Below are 22,674 nucleotides of genomic sequence, written 5' to 3' on the forward strand. Positions count from 1 at the left end.
CGCCTTTAAATAATCTGGTATAAGCTTCCAGTCATCATCAAAAGATTTTGTTTGTACTTGAATAACCAGGCGTTTGTTCATGGCAGTCAGTTTGGCAAGATGTTTATCGATAATAGAGAAATCATATACGCCCTGTGATTTCTCTATCCAACCCCATAAGAAGCGCATTTGCATTCCACGCAAAGCAGGTGTTGCTTTTAGTTCTTTGTAAACTTTTGCCATGTAGATCGGATCATCATTAGCCCAATTTTGAATTGTGTAATAGTGCCCTGGATGCCATTTTACTCCTGTGCTTTGAGGCGGTATTGGCGCTGCTTGTCCTACTCCTAACGGAGCAAGCATCGTGCATAGTACAAATAATATTGCGATGGATATGCCATTTATCCGTTGATTCATAGTGGGTAAGATAATTCTCAATTTCATGAAATTCTTACTATTCATGTATATTTCCTTTGATGAGTTCGTGAAAATTGTTGTATTGCTTAATATTTGATACTTGCTTTAAAAGTTTCTCTAATTCGCTTGATACAGCCTGCAAATGAAAACCATTTACGTTTTGATTACATATAATCACCTCCTATGAGTTTTTTCTCATGCAATCTCTGTGATCTGGTAGTTTTTATATCTGACTGGAGAAATTCCTGAGCACCTTACAGCTAAGCATCATTCTGAAAAATAATGCCAGCAATCCCGAATCAGATAATTTTTGAATGCTGCTGAGTAAAAAATGCCGATTCTTCGCAATACCCAGCAGATTGCATTATTTATCAACATCTTGCTGATTTACACGGAAAATGAGATAAGCAAAACTATTTATGTGGATTTTGTTCAAGAATTACTTGCGTGCTGATAGTATCTGAGAGAATATTGCATGAATATCCACAGAAATATCAGGTGTGATTGTCAGATCAAGGGGTGGCTACTACAAATAAAACTGCAGACTCTAGTCTGTGCCAGTACTGCATAAATGAAGAAAACAGCTACCAAGGAAAGTAATGCAAATACCGACGATTCCTTCAACTATAGACTAGCAATGTGCACCAGTTACCAGTCTATAATTTTTTTAAATCCACCTTTTGATAATCAGTCTGGAACTATTTAGATTTAACTTCGTTTAGTAAAACTACTTGGAGCTTTTTTTGGATATAAGCTACTTAATAACAAGTAGGTAATAAATAAAGCCATTCCCATCATAATTTCATCATTCAGTGGAATGTTCATATTAACATTAACAGCAGACTGCTTAACATTGCTATACATTGCAAATAAAGAAAGCACCGTGGTTATTAAAGAAATAATAAAAAATTTTTGTACTGTCATATTAACTCCTACTATGAAATGAAATAAAATATTTTATGTAAAGAAAATGAGTCGTAATTATTTAATTCTTACCAACAGTATTGAACAATCAATTTTCTTAATGAGCTCTTCTGCTACAGAACCAGAAAAGAAACGATCAAGCCCTTTTCGATTAGAAGTACCCACTACCAGCAAATCTGCTTCCCATTCAATGGCCGATTCTGCAATCGCCATACTGATTCCATTTAAACCGTATTGGTCTTCAACGACGATAAGTTTTGTTTCAATCAATAAATCATTTATATGCGCTTTTGCTTTCTCCAAAACTTCAAGGCCTATTTTTTGACTAGGCTGAGTGTCATCAATGATGCAGTGAGCAATACATAGTGACGCTTTGAAAACTTGAGCAATGTTCGTAGCTACTGATAGAGCATGTTTCGAGAATTCACTCTCATCAATTGCAATATAGATTTTTTTGTACATTGTTAAATCTTTATAAGAATAAGTGATTAGTTGTTGTAACAGTGCCTAGAGATTAAGACACTGTTACAGACATACCTTAAATTTCTTTACTGCAAATTCGAGTTGTCGCTCTTAAGGTTGCGGAAATATCGTTTGATGACTTCTTTGCCAGGTGTTTGCTCATGCTTTGTATAAACCATATAATGAATCAAGCCATGGATCGCCATCGCAGCCAGAAGTCCTTCAAAGATACCCACCTTAAATACCAAACCCGCAGTTATAACCGCCAGAGTCAGTGCATATGAGCCATAATGCGTAACATGCACTAATCCCGCTATCATCTTATAGCCAGTAAAAAGCATGATTGCAGCTAAAGCAAATTTAGGAAGATAATCAAGATATTGAACATTAAATGTAAAGAAGCAAACAACGGAACCAACGATCAAAACTGAGAATTTAGTCATAGCACCAGCCAGCTTATTCGTTGTACTTTTAGCAAGCCCATCCAGATTTGTCATACCATGAAAGAAACTTGCTCCAAGATTAGCAATCCAGATTGCCAGCAGACTATTGTTACTATTAGTTTTACGTTTCAGAGGATCAATTTTTTCAATCGCAGCATTACTCATTACTTGTTCAATCACATCAACGATTGCCAGCATCGCGCAGAATAGGATCATATAGCCTAGCATCATTAGGGTTACATCGGCTGCAGGTAATGGTAATTTGAGATGAAGATCAACGTCTTCAACAGAGATCATGGGAACACTTACAAATTGCGCCAGAACCACGCCACCTATGATGAGCATAAAATAAGGAATGGCAGGCTGTTTATCTTTAAATTTTGAAAAAAGAAAGAGAAATAGTGCAACCCCTGTAGCGGATATTGCAACCATTTGTATACGAGCTTCATTCCAGAAATTCTCAGTAACCATTTCTACGGGAATTTCATATGTAAATTCAAAGAACTTCAAGAAAATCTTCAACCCCACACCTGCCAGCAAACCTTCTACAAGATATACTGGAACGGCTACAAGCAAGTATCTTTGCCAATTAAATTTCCATATAACTGCCTGCATTATTGCGGTTAGAAAAATGCAAAAGGCCATATTCTCCCATCCGAAACTAGCCACTCCGAGCGCAAGAACGGGTGCCAAACCGGCAGCAATCCCCGGGGATCCTATATAGTTGCCAGGTCTAAACCAGGCGAATAACCATCCTATTAATGAAGCAAATACCACCGTAGCCAAACCTACTTTAATGGGATAGTCAGACATAATGGCAATCCCTATCGATAAAGGAATTGCCATTGCCCCGGTTATCAAACCTGCGGCAGTATCTCGGAAAAAATATTGAGCCTGAAATGCAGCAGAGCCAGACTCATTCGTATTTATACTTTCTAGTTGCCGATTGTTTGTTGACAATCCTTTATCTATATGCGTTGCCATAAGTTAATTCCTTTTGAAATACAGCGATAACCTGTAAAAATTGTAATGAATAAACTAGGATTATTTTTTAATTGCCAGGGTAAATTTTGTTATTCATGTTGATTGTTTTGTCATTACAGTATTTATAAACAAGCACATAAACATACTGTTAATAACAACAATTATTCTTCTACAACACAAGAGAATAGTAATACCGTGTGCAATCCGCTGTATATTGGGTAAAGTATTAAATTAAGCAGGGGTATTAATTATGCGCACTAAAATTATCACTTAGGATTTCTAAGTATTTCTATTAGATTGGATAATTAAGCAAGAAAAAGTCTATAAATAACAGATCAATGAGCAGACAATGCAAGAAATTTCTCTAAGATTCTTCTGTACTTACTACGTGCATGAAGAAGGTTCTTATTAGATAACTTACATATAAAGTAAGAATAATGTCTGACAACAAGTAACCTGCCATTATGCTAGGTATTTCTGCTATTAGCAGCATGCTGGAGATTATCAGAATGATCAGGTAAATCTGATTTGAGATCATAAAATTATTCCCTTTTAAAAATTAAAGATAACTTTGGAAAAAATTTCAAGTAACAATGTTTCATCATTATATACATTATTCACAAAAAATTCACACTTTATTCACATTAATTTCACATTAATTTCACATAGATTTCACAAGTTATTTAATAACACCTACTTATAGGATAAAACGATAATTTATGACTATCAACAAGCCCGCATCTTTATTAAGTACAATATTTATTTACAATCAGACACTTAATGTCACAACAGATGGCTTGTTATGCTCTGTTATAAACAGATGAAACATAAGCATAAATAAGAAACGTACAAATCAATCAAGTGAATTCAAGGCAAGAATTGCCTCAGCTTTTGGTTGAATGTAACGAAAAATCGGATTGCTCTTACCATCAGCCCAGGATGATTTGATTACCACTGCCACGTGTGGAAACTCGCATCCTCATGGGCTAAGCCAAAAACTGACAGGGAAAATAACGGATTCGGATTAATGGAGAAGGACTACATACCTAGAAAATGATCAATCGATATCAGATAGTGAATACATTGCACCAACTCTTTTTATAGCTAATTGATTCAATCGCACAGCATCCCAGAAATTGCAACTGAAATTTGAGAACTACCTGATAGCTCAGTATCAGCGATAGACAGGCAGTATTTCTTGATCACTCAACAACAGGTCAAACTAACTTTCAATACTCAATACTCAATACTCGACGAATTTCATCGGTTTTAAAACCCAGTGCCATGGGGCGGCGCACCTGAGGCAATGCAACCACGTCGTACAGCTCTTCAACCACGCCTTCCATTCGTAACCAATGCACCACATCCCCGCTGCGCAAATCGATTACCTGGACACCACAACGCGCTTCAGCATTACGTGATTTAAGATTATCATCCAATCCCAAACCGCTGAAGGTCTTGTTCTCTCGCGGTTTGGACAATCCCACCAAAGCAAAATTGCCATGAAAGCTCAAACCGCGCATATAGCCGGGGCAAAAGCACAAGGATTCAAAACGTCCCGACTCAAGATCGACATACCCAAAATTCCCTGTTCCGGAATTAAGCAACCACAACTTGCCATTGTGCCAACGTGGTGAATGCGGCATGGATAATCCGCTGCATACGATCTCATTGCGTTCCACGTCAATGACTATGCCGCCATGGTTGCGATGCTCACGCCAGCCATCGACTACATCAGACTGACTTACTGCGGTGACATAAGCCGGTTGTCCGTCTTTCATCGCCAAACCGTTCAAATGACAACGATCCTCCGCTGCTAGTTTACTGATAAAATGAGGCTGCCACAGTGGTTTGAAGCTATGGGTTTCGCTCAGTGTTGCCAGACAACCGAACAGCGTATTCACAAACACTAATCGACCCTCGCTATCCACTGCCATGTCATGAATATCCAGATCGCCGGTGGTATAACCCATTTGCGGCACATACAACCGATCAAAACCATCCTGCTGCTGCCCGACCTCGAATACATTTTCAAACCGCCACACCTGATACAAACTGCTCATGTACAAACCATTCGGCGTCGCGCACAAACCCATGCAACGGTTAAAACTACGTTCAAATACCGAAAGCCCATTGTCAGGCTTTAGGCCAATAAAATACAGCTTACCAACCTGATAAGTAGTCAAAGCAATTGATAACTTTTGCTCGGCCAACCAGGACAACATTTGGCGGGAAGTACTGATTTCCAACATTGGAGCGGGTGCGGCAGCAGCCTCGTTAGTATCCATTAACAATCCTGATTCTGATTAAATCCCTCGGCAAGCTTAGCACAACTGACGCAATTTTGATTATGCCCAAAGCGTGGAACCCATCCAGCAGCACAGGTTATTCGCTACCCTCAGAAGACTGACATTTAGCATTAGTTTATGCAAAATCCGTTGTCACATTCACGCCGACCAATACCACCGCATCGCCCTGCGTATAGGTATGAAAATTGCCGTGAATACCGCCATCAATCCAACCGTTGCTTAGCCCAACAACACTATCTCCCGTGTTGCCCTTTATTTTCAGGGTATCCGTCTCATCCGACAGGTTCAATACTTCAGCTGCAGTCAAAGTTAATGTATTGTCCCCGACACCATACAAACTGATGGTCTCGATACCGTGAATCTTGCCCTGCACGGTACTCAAATCCAGATTAAAACCACTGCCGGCCAATCCCAGAATGTCGGTTCCCGAACCGCCATCGACGAACCTGAAACTCGCATCCGATATACGGATATAATCATTGCCAGCGCCACCATCGAATGAATCCGCGCCACCGCGGCCAATCATACGGTCGTTGCCATTACCTACTTCAAAGCTTTCTGCAGCGGAAGTGCCAGTAAACACATCATCCCCCGGCGTACCGGGAAAATCCACTCCACTAGTAAAATCTGTTTTTACAGCATCCGCGATCATCAATACTGCTTTCAGCTGAGTGAATATATGAAAGCCGTCCTTGATACCACCATCTGCCCAACCGCTACTTAATCCATCCACACGATCACCGGTGTCACCTTTAACTACCAAAGTATCAGTACTATTTGATAAATTGAGCACATCCTGTAACGTTAAAGTCAGCGTGTTATCTCCTTCGCTGCCCAGGTCAATGGTTTCGATGCCGGTAATTTTGTCTTGGAAGTTAGCCAAATCCAGATTTATTCCACTGCCATCCAGACCCAGCGTATCGTTCCCACTACCACCTGCGACCAACTGGAAAGTCAGATCGGGTACCCGGATAGTGTCATCATCGAGCCCCCCGTAAATCACATCCGCGCCGCCGCCTCCGATCAACAAATCATTGCCATCACTCGGATCAAAGCGCTCCGACGCAGAAGTGCCTGTAAAAACATCATCCGTTTCAGGCAATCCCACATAAGTTACAATACCGGTAAATTGGCTGGCGCCAAAAATCACATAAACAGAACCGGAGTTCTCGTTGTTCACATCTGTATCAGGAGCAGCGATCATCAAATCATCAAAGCCGTCGCTATTCACATCTCCCGTAGAGCTTACGCGCACACCCGATCGATCACCTGCCACGGCACCATCCAGACGAACACTATTAGTGCTGTCAAAATCGAACAAATTTATCTCGGCATCAAACCCAGATGCCTTGCCGAACATTACGTAGCTGGAACCGGAATAATCGGCTCTGGAGTTGCCGATAATCAAATCATCAAAACCATCGCCGTTAACATCTCCCGCAGAACTCACTGCGATAACCAAGCCCGCTTGACTCAGATGAAAGCCGTTACTGCCGTCAAGATCGGATAAGTCCATCGTCGCATCAAAGCCCGCAGCTTTGCCAAATATCACATAACTACCGGAATCGCGGCCACTGACAAGCATATCGTTCAAACCATCACCATTGACATCTCCCGCAGTGCTGACAAAGCCAGCACGATCAACTCCCGCCACGCCATCCAAACGAAAACCGTTGTTGCCGTCAAGATCGGATAAGTTCATCGTCGCATCAAAGCCTCTAGCTTTACCAAACACAACATAACTGGAGCCGGATAAATAACCATTTGGATCTGCGCCCTCAGCACCAATCATCACGTCATCAAAACCATCCCCGTTGATGTCCCCTGCACCGCTGACTGTACCGCCTGAGAAATCGTACTGAGCCACCCCATCCAGACGAAAACCATTGCTACCGTCCAGACCGGTTATGCTCAACGTCGCATCAAAACCTGAAGATTTGCCAAATACCACATAGCTGGAGCCCGAAGAATTGCCATTCGGATCGGCGGCATAATTACCAATTACAAAATCATCAAAACCGTCACCATTGACATCCCCCGCGCCACTGATTGATACACCCGAAAACTCATGCTCCGTTCCTTCATCCAAACGAAATCCATTACTGCCGTTAAGACCGGATAAATCCAACCTGGAGCTAAAACCAGATGCTTTGCCAAACACTACATAGGCATTGTTAACAACGACGTTGCCATAATAATTGTCTCTTACTTCTTCAATAATAACCACGTCATCAAAACCATCACCGTTGATATCGCCTATACCGTCTACACTAGAGTCATTGGTAGCAACGTTAACCCGGAAACCATTTTTACCGTCCAATTCGTTCAAATCCATGCTGGGATCAAAACCTGATGATTTGCCAAATACCACGTAGCTTCCTTCATAATATTTTTCGAAGGAGGTGCCAATCGCCATATCATCAAAACCATCTCCATTTATGTCACCCGCACTGCTGATTGAAAATCCCCCCAGATAATATCCCGTGCTGTCCAATCGAAAACCATTGCTACCATCCAGACTGGATAAATTGATACTGGTCGTGGTCGGCCTTACCTCAGGCGGGGCCGGGAAATCCACGCCGCCGCCGGTAAATTCGCTGCGGCCGAATATCACGTAACTAGAACCGGAGTCATCACCGTTTGAATTTGCATTAGGCGCACCCACAATCAAATCATCAAACCCATCGCCATTCACATCCCCCGCACCACTAACCGATTGACCTAATACATCTTGGAATGACGCGCCATCGATACGAAAACCATTATTATCGCCATCCAGCCCGGACAGGCTCATTGCCGCGTCAAATCCCGTTGCGCGCCCAAATACCACATAACTCGAGCCGGTCACGGAACCATCCGGATTAGCAGAAGGCACGCCAATAATCAAATCATCAAAACCATCTCCATTGACATCTCCTGCCCTGCCAACCGAACTGCCTGAGCGATCATCCATCGTCGCGCCATCCAGGCGAAAACCATTTTTGCCATCAAGATCGGATAGATTCATCACCGCATCAAATCCATCAGCCTTGCCAAATACCACGTAACTGGAACCGGAATCGCGTCCGTTCAGATCAGCCGTGGCGTTTCCGATAATCAGATCGCCAAAACCATCGCCGTTCACGTCTCCCGCATTGCTGGCAAAAAACTGCTGATAAAGATGATCCGCACCCCCATCCAGGCGAAAACCATTGCTACCATTGAGATCAGACAGATTCATCGCCGCATCAAAACCGGAGGCCTTGCCAAACACAATATGATGTCTTAAACCACTGCTGACCATTACATCATCAAAGCCGTCACCATTCACGTCTCCTGCTCCGCTAACTAACCGCGTCGCTCCATCCAGACGAAAACCATTACTGCCATCAAGAACGGACAAATTCACCGTCGCATCGAATCCCGAGGTTTTGCCAAATACCACGTAGCTGGCGCCGGCGTACGAATTCCCATAAGGAGCGCTGATAATCACATCATCGACCCCATCACCATTAACGTCTCCCGCACCGCTGACTGACCAACCCGCCACATCATAGGTCGACACGCCAGACAAACGAAAACCATTGCTGCCATCCAGATCGGACAGATTCATCGCCGCATTAAATCCCGACTGTTTGCCAAACACCACGTAGCTGGAATTACCGTTAAGGTTACCAACAATCACATCGTCAAACCCATCATCATTGATATCACCGGCATCGCTGATCCAGCTGCCACCATTTCCGCCTGCTGTTCCTCCATCCAGACGAAAACCATTTGCCCCATCCAAACTGGATAAATTCATCGCCGCATCAAATCCCGAAGCCTTGCCAAACACCACGTAACTGGAGCTGGAACTGGATGAATGACCGTACCGGTCACTAATAATCACATCATCAAAACCATCTCCATTGACGTCTCCCGCACTGCTCACAAAGATGCCTGAAAAATCACGCCTCTCCGCACCAATCAGGGCAAAGCCATTCTCTCCATTAAGATCTGCCACATTAATACTTTGCGTAGCCATTATTTCTACCTCCAGAATAAAATGTGATTTGCAGGTCATCCGTCAATGCGGAAGTAATTCACTGCCATCTTGGCCCTGAACCGGCTGACTTTATGATTGTGGACTTCGCCAGCAGAATATTCCTCGAATACCTAATCTCGTTAATTTAATAAGAATTTTCTGACTAAAAATGGTACTGTGGCACAAAAATATCTACCTGTAAATACGGGTTGGTTTTTAATATTTTATATGTTTTTACAGAAACTTAGACAGCACATGCAATATTGACAACAAGCTTTTAAGAAATCATATTGGAGACAGGAAAAAGCTCAGTTTTAGTAGGAAAGAATGCATTATTGCCTGCACGTAAAATCGGCCGGAGCCAGGTTGAGCTGGGGTTCTGGCCGCTAGTGATAACTAAGCAAAATCCATCGCCACATTCACGCCAATCATCAACACTGCTTCATCCTGCGTATAGGTATGAAAGTTGCCATGAATCCCGCCATCGACCCAACCGCTGCTCAGCCCAACACAATATTCATCGAGAAACACTCGCTTCTATCCATCAATAGGGTGCGGGTATCACATTACATTACAGTGTTTTTACGCTACGCCAAATTAAGTTAGAATATACGATTTTTAGAATCTATCTAATTGGGAGTTCCTCAATGTCAATGGCTGACCGTGATGGTGTAATCTGGTATGACGGGAAGATGGTTCCCTGGCGCGATGCCAATACACATGTGTTAACCCATACGCTGCATTATGGCCTGGGTGTTTTTGAAGGATTGCGCGCCTATGAAACTGCGCACGGATCGGCAATTTTTCGCCTGCAGGAGCACACTGACCGCTTGTTCAATTCGGCGCATATTTTCATGATGAAAATACCTTATGACAAGGAAGTGATCATGCAGGCGCAATGCGATGTGGTAAAACAAAACAAATTGACCTCCGGTTATATTCGTCCGATCGCTTTTTATGGCGCTGAAGCAATGGGGCTTTCCGCCAAAACATTGTCCGTGCATGTCGCCATTGCCGCTTGGCCATGGGGCACATATTTAGGTCCCGAGAGCTTGGATAATGGTATTCGCGTTAAGACATCGTCGTTTACCCGGCATCATGTAAACATTAATATGTGTCGCGCAAAATCGGTTACCACCTATGCCAACTCAATCCTGGCCAATCAGGAAGTCGGAATGAACGGATACGATGAAGCATTGTTGCTGGATGTCGAGGGGTACGTCGCTGAAGGATCTGGAGAAAATATTTTTATCGTCAAACAAGGTAAAATTTTTACGCCCGACCTGACTTCCTGTCTGGAAGGCATAACGCGCGCATCCATCATTGAATTGGCTACGGAATTGGGTATACCCGTTATCGAAAAGCGTATTACACGCGATGAAGTTTATTGCGCCGATGAAGCATTTTTTACCGGTACTGCCGCGGAAGTCACTCCGATTCGCGAACTGGATAATCGCATTATCGGATCGGGCAAACGTGGACCAATTACCGCGCAGTTACAAACGCTATTTTTTGATTGTGTTAAAGGTAAAGCCAAAAATCACGACAACTGGCTTACCCTGATTGAATAATGCACCATTGGAGTTACTAGTATGAATCAACAAACCAATAATAAAGACCGTGAAATTGAAGTTACCGCTGACGATCTGCCACTACATTGTCCGATGCCGTCGATGTTGTTGTGGAATTCCCATCCGCGGGTTTTCCTCCCGATAGAAGCCACCGGTGAGGCACTTTGCCCATACTGTGGCACTCATTACACCCTGAAAGGTGGCGCTGCACCAGGCCATCATTGAAATCCGCTGATTTATGAGGAAACTTGCGTTCTGACAAAAAATTGTAACGAGATCAATACCGATTTGCCACGTTGTATTAACCACTCCTTTTTCGGATTTATTAAATGATGCAAACCATTCCTCATGGAATTTTTAAAGCTTATGATATCCGCGGCATTGTTGGCCAAACCATCACCGCAGAGAATGTCGAAAAAATCGGCCATGCCATTGGCTCTGAGGCACGCGCGAGGAATTTGAGCGCGATTGCAATCGGGCGCGATGGCAGATTATCAGGTACCGAACTATCCCAGGCACTTGCGCGCGGCATTCGCAACAGTGGGACCGATGTTGTGGATGTCGGCATGGTTGCGACGCCCATGCTCTATTTTGCGGCACATCAATTATGCCAGTATTCCGGCGTGATGGTGACTGGCAGCCATAACCCGCCTGATTATAATGGCTTCAAAATTGTACTGGGTGGCCAAACGCTGGCAGCAGAAACCATTCAAGCCTTACGTCTACGCATCGAGAATAATGATCTGACTCACGGCACCGGCAACTACTCCGAACAGAATATTGTCAATGCCTATCTAGAGCGCATTACCCAGGATATCAAATTGAGTCGTCCGCTCAAAATCGTTGTGGATTGCGGCAATGGCGTGGCGGGGGCATTTGCACCTGCGTTGTATCGCGGCTTGGGTTGCCAGGTTACTGAATTGTTCTGCGACGTGGATGGTTCTTTCCCCAATCATCATCCTGATCCGTCTGTGCCCGAAAACCTCAAAGACGTTATTCATGCGTTGAAAACCACCGATGCTGAAATCGGATTGGCTTTTGACGGCGATGGCGACCGGCTTGGCATCGTAACAAAGAATGGCAATATCATAAATGCCGATCGCCAGCTGATGCTGTTTGCCGCAGACGTTTTATCAAGAAACCCAGGCGGAAAAATTATTTTTGATGTTAAATGCACCCGGAATCTGGCACCCTGGATTAGCCAGCACGGTGGTACTCCTATCATGTGGAAAACCGGACATTCTTTTATCAAAGCCAAACTGATTGAAGAAAAGGCCCTGCTGGCCGGAGAAATGAGCGGGCATTTGTTTTTCAAGGAGCGCTGGTATGGTTTTGACGACGGTTTATATGCCGGCGCACGGTTGCTGGAGTTGATGAGCCGTGAAACGGATATCAACGCCACGTTGAATAATCTTCCCGACAGCCTGAACACACCGGAAATACAAGTACGTACGGCTGAGGGTGAGAACCATGCATTGATAGCACAGTTGCAGCAACAAGCAACTTTCAACAACCCGCAACAAGTGATTACTATTGATGGATTACGGGTCGAATACAGTGACGGATTTGGCCTGGCTCGCGCTTCCAATACTACGCCTGTTATTGTCCTGCGTTTTGAAGCAGACAATGAAATCGCGCTAAAGCGTATCCAGGATGATTTTCGCCACAATATTCTACAAGTTAAACCGGATGCTCAACTACCCTTCTAGTTTGCAATAATATACCGGCAAAACCATGTACATTGCCATTGCTCAGATTAATTGCACGGTAGGAGATATCACAGGAAATGCAGCAAAAATACTGGCTGCGGTGAAGCAAGCCGAACAAGCGGGTGCAACACTGATCATAACGCCCGAATTGGCTTTATCCGGTTATCCCCCTGCGGATTTGCTGCTGCGTGAAACATTTTGCCAACTGTGCCAGCATGTCCTGACAGAACTGGCAAAAACGATCGGCAACATCACCTTGATCGTAGGTCACCCCAGTTTCGACGAAGACAAGCTTTACAATGCGGCTTCGGTCATTCGCAACGGTGAAATTCTTCATACCTATCACAAAAGGATTCTCAATAAATCACCTTTCTTCAACGAATCTTATTATTTTGATGCCGGCACTCAGCCATACATATTCGAATTGGAAGGCATCAGATTCGGCATTGATATTTGTGCCGATTTCTGGCTCGGGCATCTGCCCGCTGAAGTCGATTACACTCACCTGGATATCGTATTAGTTCTCAATGCTTCGGCTTATCATATCAACAAGCAAGTATCCCGGTATCAAGCCACACACCAATTCATCAAGCATACAGGCATCGCAGTAATTCATACCAACCTGGTCGGTGGACAGGATGAACTGGTTTTTGATGGCGCATCATTTGTCATGAATGGACAAGGCGAACTTACGCACCAACTGGAGGAATTTGCTGAAACTATTGGATTGATTGAAATTCAGAACAAGCAACCCGTAACAGGTAAATTAATGCCGGCACAATCGCCTGTCGCCAGCGTCTATCAAGCCTTATGCTTAGGCGTTCGGGATTATGTGCATAAAAACGGTTTCCCCGGTGTGTTACTGGGGCTTTCCGGAGGCGTAGACTCAGCGCTCGCACTCGCGATTGCGTTCGATGCATTAGGCGCAGACCAGATCAAAACAGTCATGATGCCATCGCAATATACCGCTGGCATAAGTCTGGAAGATGCCAATGAAATGGCTGAATTATTAAAAATTAAACATATTGAATGCAGCATAGAACCGCTATTTGATTTATATCTGAAGAAAATTGCCAAGGATTTTCAGATTTCATTGGACCCGGCTGATTTTAATACCATGCCAGAAAATATTCAGGCACGCATCCGCGGCACGCTATTAATGGCATTATCAAATTATACCGGGGCAATGGTTCTGACTACGGGCAACAAATCGGAACTGGCGGTTGGTTACTGCACTCTGTATGGTGACATGGCGGGCGGCTTTGCAGTATTAAAGGATGTCAGTAAAACTCTGGTTTATCAGTTATGCGAATACCGGAATCAAATCCAGCGTGTAATCCCAGAACGCATCATCCGGCGCGCACCAACTGCCGAATTGCGCCTCAATCAAACAGATCAGGATAACTTGCCCGCGTATGAAATTTTGGATGGTATCATCGAAGCGTATGTCGAGAAGAATCTTACGCCGGCTGAAATCATTGCATTGCATTACGACCAGGCCGATGTCACCAAAGTCATCCAATTAATTCATATGAACGAATACAAACGACGCCAGTCTCCTCCCGGCATTCGCATCACCCGCTGTGATTTTGGCACGGCTTGGCGTTATCCGATTGGGTCGCATTATAAAGCCTGGGCAACTCCGCTGATGAGTGAGCATTAACAGGGATGACAAAACGCGGAGCAATGATGCGGGCATCGTGTTCCTGAGCGCGCAGTACTCGTGCCCAGTGGTGGGCTTGGAAGCCTGTTAACGGAACTCGAAAAACAAATAGATATCCTATTATCATGAAATTAGCTTGTCTGATAATTGCGTTATTGATCTGGTTTCCTGCCCATATTATTGCACATGAATTGCCAGAGTTAGGCGACGTGTCGCAGGCTTCCATCACACCGCTTCAGGAGCGGCAGCTAGGCCTGAGAATCATGCGTCAGATTCGTGCCGATCCGAGTTATATGGATGATCCCGAAATCGCCAGCTATCTTGAGAATCTGGGCCATAAATTAATCGCCAATTCAAATGAAGCCAATGCAAATCAATTGTTTGAGTTTTTTGCGCTTGATAACCCAGCAATTAACGCATTTGCTTTGCCGGGTGGTTTCATGGGATTCAATAGCGGCCTGATTATCGCCGCGCAAAGCGAATCCGAGTTAGCCGCCGTGATGTCGCATGAAATTGCGCATGTCACGCAAAAACATCTGGCGCGTATGATCGCTGCGCAAAAATACGATCTGGTCAAATATCTGGCAGCGCTGGCAGTCGCCATAGTCGCCTCACGTGCTGACGGACAGGCCAGTCAGGCAGTATTGGTTGCCACACAAGCCAGCATGATCCAATCAAAACTGGATTTCACCCGTAACCACGAAAAAGAAGCGGATCGAATTGGTTTAAGCATTTTATTAGATGCAGGATTTGACCCACAAGGGATGGCGGCTTTCTTTGAACGCTTGCAACGAGCCGGACGTTTTCATGAAAATGGTGCGCCTTCATACCTGCGCACACATCCGATCACCTACGAGCGCATCGCGGATATTCAGAATCGAACACGTGAATTGCCCTATCGACAGGTTCCTGACAGTCTCGATTTTTTGCTGGTACGCGCTAAGTTACGTGCATTGCAGGGAAATGCACGCGATGCCGTGCTGCAATTCAAAACGCGCATAGCCGAGAAACGCTATGCCAATGAGGCGGTTGAACGTTATGGTTATATCCATGCATTATTGCGCGCCAAAAAATACAAACAAGCCAACATAGAGTGGGGACTCTTGTATCAAGTCTTGCAGAGCGATTCAATCGCACCCATGCTGACGAATCATCGATTGGGAAAAACTGTGCGTGTGGAATCTAAAGGTATTATCGCCGACGCAATGATAGAAACCCTCTCAGCTCGGGTTAAACTGGCCAACGGGGAAACAACCGAGGCTTTCAATGTCTATAAAACGGCACTAAAAATTTATCCACAATATCGGGCACTGATCCATGGCTATGCACAGGGGTTAATTGAGAACGAACAAATCGAGGCGGCGCTTGAATTCATAACCCGGCAATTACAACTGATACAAAATGATCCGCAATTGTTTAACCTTCAAGCTCAATGTTACGAGCTATTAGGTGATAAAATGCTCAAGCATCGCGCACTCGCTGAGTCTTTTCTGTTAAAAGGACACTACGCGGGCGCTGTCGATCAACTGAAAACCGCGCTACAAAACAGCAATGGCAATTTTTACCAGCTCTCCAGCGTAGAAGCACGTCTGAAACACGTACAGATACTCAGGGAAGAAGCGGATAAAGCGGAGAAATAAAAAGCTCAAAAAGTTTCCAACCCTATATTCGCCGCACATACCCAAGCACCTTGTTTCTTTTAATCGCGCGGCCCAATTGAATTTAATTAAACCTATCAAATGGCTACTGTTAGCACTCCAAAAATTATCATTGTTTTGATACTGATTACAATTGCTGCTGCCTATTGGTATGGTAGCGATACAAAAGAATCCTTAGCGAGCAAATATAAAACCCGCGCTGTTGAGCGCGGCGATATTATGCAAACCATCTCCGCCAATGGCACGCTTACTCCTGTCGTTCTTGTTAATGTGGGTACGCAGGTTTCCGGCACGGTGGCTAAATTGTATGCGGATTTTAATGATCAGGTAGAAACCGGACAAATTCTGGCTGAACTGGATCCCGTCATATTACGCGCTCAGTTGCGGCAGTCCAAAGCAAATCTTCTTAATGCACAGGTCGCGTTAAGAATTACCGAGAACAAATTAAAACGCCAACAAATATTGAAAGAAAAAGAATTTGTTTCAACTGAAGCATTAGAAATCATTGCACAGGAAACCGAAGCCGCACGCGCGCAACTGGCAATCAACCAGGCTCAGGTTGAGCGCGATCAGGCCAATCTCAACTACAGCGTGATTCGCTCACCGATATCAGGCGTCGTTATCGCACGGGATGTCGACATTGGCCAAACTGTAGCCGCCAATTTTCAAACGCCGATTTTATTCCAAATCGCCAAAGACTTGCGGCAAATGCAAATTAACATCAGTGTTGCCGAAGCCGATATCGGGCAGTTGCATATCGGCCAGTTGATAAATTTCACTGTCGATGCCTATCAGCAACGAAAATTTTCCGGTACAGTCAAGCAAGTGCGGCTCAATCCAACCATTCAGGAAAACGTCGTCACTTATAACGTCGTGGCTATGGTTGAAAATGATGATGGCGCGCTGTTACCTGGAATGACTGCCAACATTCATTTTGTCGTAAAACAGCGAAACGACGTGCTGCGCGTCCCCAATGCAGCTTTAAGATTTCAACCCAAAGACACGGAATCCGGTGAAAGCGGAAAAATGACCAAATCGCCGCAACAGCCGACGGTATATCTACTTACGGCAAACCGCCCTGCTCCAGTTACCGTCGCCACTGGAATTACGGATGGCAATTTCACTGAAATTAGCGGCGACGAAATTAAAGCCGGAGATAAGGTGATCCTCAGTGAAGTAGCCGATAAAAAAGAATCTGAAAGCAAGTTCAAATTAAGAGTCTTTTGATGTCTTCGATTCCGACCACGCATTCTGCCCAGTCTCTTATTCATTTAGAACAGCTTTGCAAAAGCTACAGTTTGCAGGATGCCCATGGTCAAATCATCACAACTCATGTTTTATACAATATCAATTTAACCATTCATCAAGGTGAATTTGTCGCCATTATGGGGCATTCGGGGTCGGGTAAATCCACTCTGATGAACATACTCGGCTGTCTGGATACGCCGACCAGCGGCTCATACTGGTTATCCGGCCGGAACGTTGCAGCACTTTCCAGTAATGAATTGGCGCAAATTCGTAATCAAAGTATCGGTTTTGTATTTCAGGGATTCAATTTGCTCAAACGCATGACAGCTCTAGATAATGTGGCGACACCGTTGCTCTACGCCGGCATCAGTCGCTCCAGGAGTCGCCAGCAAGCATTGGAATTCCTGCGCCATACCGGCCTGGAAGATTATGCCATGCATCAACCCAACCAGCTTTCCGGCGGTCAGCAACAACGGGTCGCAATCAGTCGCGCTTTGATCAATCATCCCTCGCTGATTTTAGCTGACGAACCGACCGGCAATCTGGACACACAAACCAGCAATGATATTATGCAGTTATTTGAGCAGCTTAACCGAGATCAGGGGATCACCATCGTGTTGGTCACGCACGAAGATGATGTTGCGGCTTACGCGAGACGTTTAATCCACTTGAAGGATGGGCACGTGACCATTGACAAAAACAATACCGAAGCAACAGCCTTGCATGAGACTTGTTAATTTATGAATCTATCGGCGATATTTGGCGAGGCATTGCGTGCCTTACGGCAAAACCGTCTGCGCACAGGGCTAACCATGCTGGGCATGATCATAGGCGTAGCCGCTGTCGTGCTCATGTTATCGATTGGTCAGGGCGCGCGCACTAAAATCAATGAAACCATCGCCTCGATGGGCAGCAACCTGCTGCTCGTAGTGCCTGGCGCCACGTCTTCCGGCGGCTTCAGTTTTGGCAGCGGCAGCGTCAGAACTTTGACCATCAATGATGCGAATGCCATTGCGGAACTCACATCAGTCCGGTCAACTGCGCCAGTGACGAGCGGAACGGTGCAACTCAATTACGCCGCCAAGAACTGGAGCACCCTCATTACCGGTACCACACCGGAGTATTTTGATGTCGGTAACTGGACCATGGAATCCGGAACCGCATTTACCGAATCCGAGGTGCGGTCGGCTGCGCGGGTCGTTGTTTTGGGATCGATCACGGCAAAAAGCCTGTTCGGTGATGAAGAGCCGGTGGGAAAAACCGTACGCATCACCAACCGCCCGTTTCTGGTTGTCGGTGTGTTAATGGCCAAAGGTCAAAGCCTCACTGGCCGGGATCAGGACGATAACGTTTTCGTACCCATCTCCACCAGTGAACGGCAAATCACCGGCAATCAGTTTCCCGGATCTATCCGTTATATGCTGGTACAAGGCGCATCAGCAGAAGAAATGGATCTCGCCGAAATTGAAATTACACAATTACTGCGTCAGCGCCACCGCATCCCAAATGGCAAGGATAATGACTTCACGGTTCGCAATCTAACCGCCATCGCCGATGTCGCAACCGATGCCGCCAAGATCATGTCCATTGTGCTCGGCGCAATCGCGTCGGTTTCTTTATTGGTCGGCGGAATCGGCATCATGAACATTATGCTGGTATCCGTGACAGAGCGCACCCGCGAAATCGGCATTCGCATGGCGATTGGCGCCAATCAACGCGCAATTCTTACGCAATTTTTATTGGAAGCGATGATGATTTGCATCATGGGCGGTTTAATCGGCTTGCTAATAGGTATTGGCGGCGCCTGGCTGGTCAGTCAGGTTGCCGATATGTTGATTGTTATTACTCTGGGCATGATTGGTTTGGCGTTTCTATTTTCTTCTGCAGTCGGCATCTTCTTCGGCTTTTATCCCGCGCGAAAAGCGGCATCACTTAAACCCGTCGATGCGCTTCGATACGAATAAATTGCTGGTATAACGATTCGCTTCTCACCGATAGGAACATCGGCATGACAGGTAATGTTATGATCCTGATTATCATGATATTTATTTGACATAGACAGATCGAAACCATTATTTAATTCAATTTATTAACAGTTTTCCAGAGTAGAATCGCGCGTATCATGCTATAGTCTTGCTGTGACAAGTTCACAAATCTAGCAATTATTAATTTATTAAGAGAGTATTAACTGAATGAAACTTCTAAAATTTTTTGTAGCAACAATATTTGCATTGGCACTGATAGCTTGCGGTGGTAAACCTACGGTTCCAGAAAGCGCGAAGTCTGAAGGTTACGGCACAACACATGAAGGCAAGCCGGCTGAAGGTCGCAATGAGCTTCCAGCTGATTAAATTAGTCACTTTAAAAAGCATTATCGACATTGATTATTGTTCAATGTGATTTAATTGACTTAAAAACTGTAGGATCAATTCGTTGTTCCTACAGCCTTTAAAAAAACCAGTCGAAAGAATAACGAATCTAGTTTTTCTCAGCGTTAATCCAGCCTTCTCTGGAACACATACCGCCAACTTTCACATCAGGTCATCTTGAGTAGATCCCGGAAGCTTTATCTATTTGCAGATAAGCTAATTTACGCCCTCTTGACTCATTCACCGTTGCCAGCAGCATCAAACCCACGATAAAGAACACCAAGGTACTGAGTAACGCAATGCGGTGATCTCCTTCGAAGATATAGACCATGCCGCCATACGTAAGCGGACCAATGATCGCCGATAATTTTGTTGCCAAGCCCCACAGTCCGAAAAATTCCCCTTGCCGTCCGGCTGGTGTGAACTGTCCAACCAAGGCTCGCCCTGCTGATTGTGCACCGCCGAGCGCAGTACCGATCAAATTGGCCGCGACCCAGAATAACCACTCATCGGTGGCAAAATAAGCGCAGACAATCGCCGCAATCCAGATCAACAATGTGATGGCAATGCATCGACTTGAACCGATGCGATCCTGCAAGTGGCCGAACAAAAAGGCACCGATGGCAGCCGTCACATTGACCACCATAATCAATATAATAGTGTCTTGCGTCTTGAACCCCATCACTTCCTGTGCGTACACCGCCGCTAACACAATAACAATGTATATGCCGGCATAGTAAACCGTCAATGACAGCAAAAAACGGAATAAATCAGTATGTAAGCGTGCGTGGCGCAAGGTATCGCCTAAACGCCTGAATCCTGCACGGATCAAATGTGTGCTATCAAAAGATTCGGATACGTCCACCCGCTCGCGCAACCAGAACAAGGTGGGCAATGCCGCAATGCCAAATAATAGTGCGACAATTAAATTGGTGACCGGAACATATTCCGCAGCTTCCAATCCTTGCTTCTCCGCATACGTCACATAGGCCAAACACAGCGCCAATGACAGCAGGCCGCCGAAATAACCCAACGCCCAGCCATAGCCCGAAAGCCGCCCCATCGTTTGCGGCGTGCTGATTTCCGGTAGAAATGCCGCAATCAGATTTTCACCGCTGGCAAACATGAAAGTCGCCAGAATCACCAGTACCACGGCCAAAGTGACATCACCGGGGCCGGCAAAATACAATAACGCGGTAAACACGACACAACCGATCGTCGTAACCGTCAAAAACCGCTTCTTGGCACCGGAATAATCTGCGATCGCTCCTACGACCGGCGCGCTCAGCAGTACCAGCATATTGGCAGCCGCCATGGTAATCGACCAAAGCAGTGTCGCGTCTCCGCTTCCGCGCTCTGCAGCGATAACGCCGACAAAGTAGGCATTGAAAATGGCAGTCAGAATAACTGTGGTATAGCCTGAATTGGCAAAATCGTACATGCACCACGCAAAAAGCTCACGCCGCGTGGCTGGATCGAAATTATTCGGATTCAAGGCCATAGTAAAAGAGAATCAGTAAAAAGATGCAACTGCCTTATTTGCCTGTCATTGTTTCCGGCACCACCCAAGTATCGAATTGTTCCGCCGTCACATAACCGGTAGCAATCGCAGCAGCCTTCAGGGTGGTACCTTCACGATGTGCTTTTTTTGCAATCTCTGCGGCCTTGTCGTAGCCGATATGCGGATTCAACGCGGTCACCAGCATCAACGAGTTATGCATCAGCATATCGATGCGTTCCAGATTGGCTTCGATACCGACTGCACAATGATCATTGAAGCTGATCATTGCATCCGCCAGTAATCGCACGCTCTGCAGGAAATTATGAATGATCAGCGGCTTCATCACATTCAATTCAAAATTACCCATCGCACCGCCCATGTTGACTGCGACATCATTTCCCATCACCTGGCAGCACACCATCGTCATAGCTTCCGATTGAGTCGGATTGACTTTTCCCGGCATGATGGAACTTCCGGGTTCGTTCTCAGGGATGCGCAATTCGCCGATGCCGCAGCGTGGCCCGGAAGCCAGCCAGCGGATATCATTGGCAATTTTCATCAATGAGGCGGCAAGTGTCTTCAATGCGCCATGTGCATGCACCAATGCATCGTTGCTGGCCAAAGCTTCAAATTTATTGGGCGCGGTAATGAAAGCAAGGCTGGTCAAACGGGATAATTCAGCAGCGACTCGTTCGGCAAATTCCGGATGCGCGTTGAGCCCCGTGCCTACAGCTGTTCCACCCAGCGCCAGTTCACATAAATGCACCAGCGATGCATGCACATGTTTCAAATTATGATCCAATTGCGCAACATAGCCGGAAAATTCCTGCCCCAGTGTCAGCGGCGTCGCATCTTGCAAGTGCGTGCGGCCGACTTTAACAATACAGCTGAAGGCTTGTGCTTTGTTTGCGAGGGTTTTACGCAGCACCTCGATCGCGGGAATCAGATGATGGCGTAATTCCCGCATCGCAGCCACATGCATCGCGGTCGGGAACACATCGTTGGACGATTGGCCTTTATTGACATCATCATTCGGATGCACGATCCGTTTGTCACCGCGCCCGCCGCCGAGAATTTCCGAAGCCCGGTTCGCCAGCACCTCGTTGATGTTCATGTTGGTCTGCGTGCCGGAGCCGGTCTGCCACACCACCAGCGGAAACTGATCGTCGAAATGACCCGCGATTACCTCGTCGGCAGCCTCAATGATCGCCGCAGCGCTGGCGGCATCGAGCAAACCCAGATCGTGATTGACCTTGGCGGCAGCGCGCTTGACCCTGGCTAATGCATGAATCAGCGCCACCGGCATGCGCTCGCCGGAAATCTTGAAATTTTGCAATGAGCGCTGCGTTTGCGCGCCCCACAGCGCTTCTGCGGGCACTTCGACCACGCCCATGGTGTCGCGTTCTTCACGGGTTTTCATGGGTATTCACC

General features: G+C 45.7%; 17 protein-coding genes and 1 pseudogene. 9 read left to right on the forward strand and 9 right to left on the reverse strand.

Features of this window, described 5'->3' with window-relative positions:
• The 7 genes and pseudogenes from C7H79_RS11890 to C7H79_RS19270 all read right to left on the reverse strand — a co-directional run.
• Nucleotides 1–441: pseudogene (locus tag C7H79_RS11890) on the reverse strand (glycoside hydrolase); the annotation flags it as partial.
• Nucleotides 442–1,104: 663 nt separating this feature from the next.
• On the reverse strand, nucleotides 1,105–1,320 hold the full coding sequence (locus tag C7H79_RS11895; protein WP_106707475.1) for a hypothetical protein: 216 nt from the start codon (nucleotides 1,318–1,320) through the stop codon (nucleotides 1,105–1,107).
• Between the two features lie 57 nt (nucleotides 1,321–1,377).
• Nucleotides 1,378–1,782, reverse strand: a complete 405-nt coding sequence (locus C7H79_RS11900; protein WP_106707476.1) for a universal stress protein — start codon at nucleotides 1,780–1,782, stop codon at nucleotides 1,378–1,380.
• Nucleotides 1,783–1,868: 86 nt separating this feature from the next.
• Entirely contained in the window at nucleotides 1,869–3,071 is a 1,203-nt protein-coding gene (locus C7H79_RS11905; protein ID WP_242447269.1) for a SulP family inorganic anion transporter, read from the reverse strand.
• A 1,367-nt stretch (nucleotides 3,072–4,438) separates the two neighbouring features.
• A complete protein-coding gene (locus C7H79_RS11910) occupies nucleotides 4,439–5,497 on the reverse strand; it encodes a TIGR03032 family protein (RefSeq protein WP_106707478.1) in 1,059 nt (352 codons plus the stop codon).
• A 136-nt stretch (nucleotides 5,498–5,633) separates the two neighbouring features.
• Complete coding sequence (locus C7H79_RS11915; RefSeq protein WP_106707479.1) at nucleotides 5,634–9,524, reverse strand: beta strand repeat-containing protein; 3,891 nt, start codon at nucleotides 9,522–9,524, stop codon at nucleotides 5,634–5,636.
• Between the two features lie 396 nt (nucleotides 9,525–9,920).
• A complete protein-coding gene (locus C7H79_RS19270; protein WP_258577642.1) occupies nucleotides 9,921–10,055 on the reverse strand; it encodes a hypothetical protein in 135 nt (44 codons plus the stop codon).
• 116 nt (nucleotides 10,056–10,171) lie between these two features.
• On the opposite strand from C7H79_RS19270, the gene C7H79_RS11920 reads away from it, so the two are divergent.
• The 9 genes from C7H79_RS11920 (at nucleotide 10,172) to C7H79_RS18005 (ending at nucleotide 19,724) form a co-directional block, all read left to right on the forward strand.
• Nucleotides 10,172–11,095 carry a branched-chain amino acid transaminase gene (locus tag C7H79_RS11920; protein ID WP_106707480.1) on the forward strand — a complete coding sequence of 308 codons (924 nt, stop codon included), beginning with the start codon at nucleotides 10,172–10,174 and terminating at the stop codon, nucleotides 11,093–11,095.
• A 21-nt stretch (nucleotides 11,096–11,116) separates the two neighbouring features.
• Nucleotides 11,117–11,320: a zinc-finger domain-containing protein gene (locus C7H79_RS11925; protein ID WP_106707481.1), complete on the forward strand. Its 204-nt coding sequence runs from the start codon at nucleotides 11,117–11,119 to the stop codon at nucleotides 11,318–11,320.
• A gap of 107 nt (nucleotides 11,321–11,427) precedes the next feature.
• The gene (locus tag C7H79_RS11930) at nucleotides 11,428–12,804 is read left to right on the forward strand and encodes a phosphomannomutase/phosphoglucomutase (protein WP_106707502.1); all 1,377 of its coding nucleotides are present in this window, start codon (nucleotides 11,428–11,430) and stop codon (nucleotides 12,802–12,804) included.
• Nucleotides 12,805–12,829: 25 nt separating this feature from the next.
• Entirely contained in the window at nucleotides 12,830–14,467 is a 1,638-nt protein-coding gene (locus tag C7H79_RS11935) for an NAD+ synthase (protein ID WP_106707482.1), read from the forward strand.
• 125 nt (nucleotides 14,468–14,592) lie between these two features.
• Nucleotides 14,593–16,107 (forward strand): M48 family metalloprotease, encoded by a 1,515-nt coding sequence (locus tag C7H79_RS11940; protein WP_106707483.1) that lies wholly within the window; start codon nucleotides 14,593–14,595, stop codon nucleotides 16,105–16,107.
• Nucleotides 16,108–16,206: 99 nt separating this feature from the next.
• The gene (locus C7H79_RS11945) at nucleotides 16,207–17,352 is read left to right on the forward strand and encodes an efflux RND transporter periplasmic adaptor subunit (RefSeq protein WP_106707484.1); all 1,146 of its coding nucleotides are present in this window, start codon (nucleotides 16,207–16,209) and stop codon (nucleotides 17,350–17,352) included.
• Complete coding sequence (locus C7H79_RS11950; protein ID WP_106707485.1) at nucleotides 17,352–18,110, forward strand: ABC transporter ATP-binding protein; 759 nt, start codon at nucleotides 17,352–17,354, stop codon at nucleotides 18,108–18,110. Before C7H79_RS11945 ends, C7H79_RS11950 begins: the two co-directional genes overlap by 1 nt.
• A gap of 3 nt (nucleotides 18,111–18,113) precedes the next feature.
• A complete protein-coding gene (locus C7H79_RS11955; protein ID WP_106707486.1) occupies nucleotides 18,114–19,337 on the forward strand; it encodes an ABC transporter permease in 1,224 nt (407 codons plus the stop codon).
• Nucleotides 19,338–19,565: 228 nt separating this feature from the next.
• Complete coding sequence (locus tag C7H79_RS18005; protein ID WP_172592431.1) at nucleotides 19,566–19,724, forward strand: hypothetical protein; 159 nt, start codon at nucleotides 19,566–19,568, stop codon at nucleotides 19,722–19,724.
• A 190-nt stretch (nucleotides 19,725–19,914) separates the two neighbouring features.
• Here C7H79_RS18005 and C7H79_RS11960 read toward each other — a convergent pair whose 3' ends face one another.
• Nucleotides 19,915–21,243: an MFS transporter gene (locus C7H79_RS11960; RefSeq protein ID WP_106707487.1), complete on the reverse strand. Its 1,329-nt coding sequence runs from the start codon at nucleotides 21,241–21,243 to the stop codon at nucleotides 19,915–19,917.
• 34 nt (nucleotides 21,244–21,277) lie between these two features.
• Nucleotides 21,278–22,663 carry a class II fumarate hydratase gene (gene fumC, locus C7H79_RS11965; protein ID WP_106707488.1) on the reverse strand — a complete coding sequence of 462 codons (1,386 nt, stop codon included), beginning with the start codon at nucleotides 22,661–22,663 and terminating at the stop codon, nucleotides 21,278–21,280.
• Between the last annotated feature and the right edge of the window lie 11 nt (nucleotides 22,664–22,674).

The sequence above is a fragment of the Nitrosomonas supralitoralis genome, assembly GCF_003011925.2.
In the GTDB taxonomy this organism is placed as follows: Bacteria; Pseudomonadota; Gammaproteobacteria; order Burkholderiales; family Nitrosomonadaceae; genus Nitrosomonas; species Nitrosomonas supralitoralis.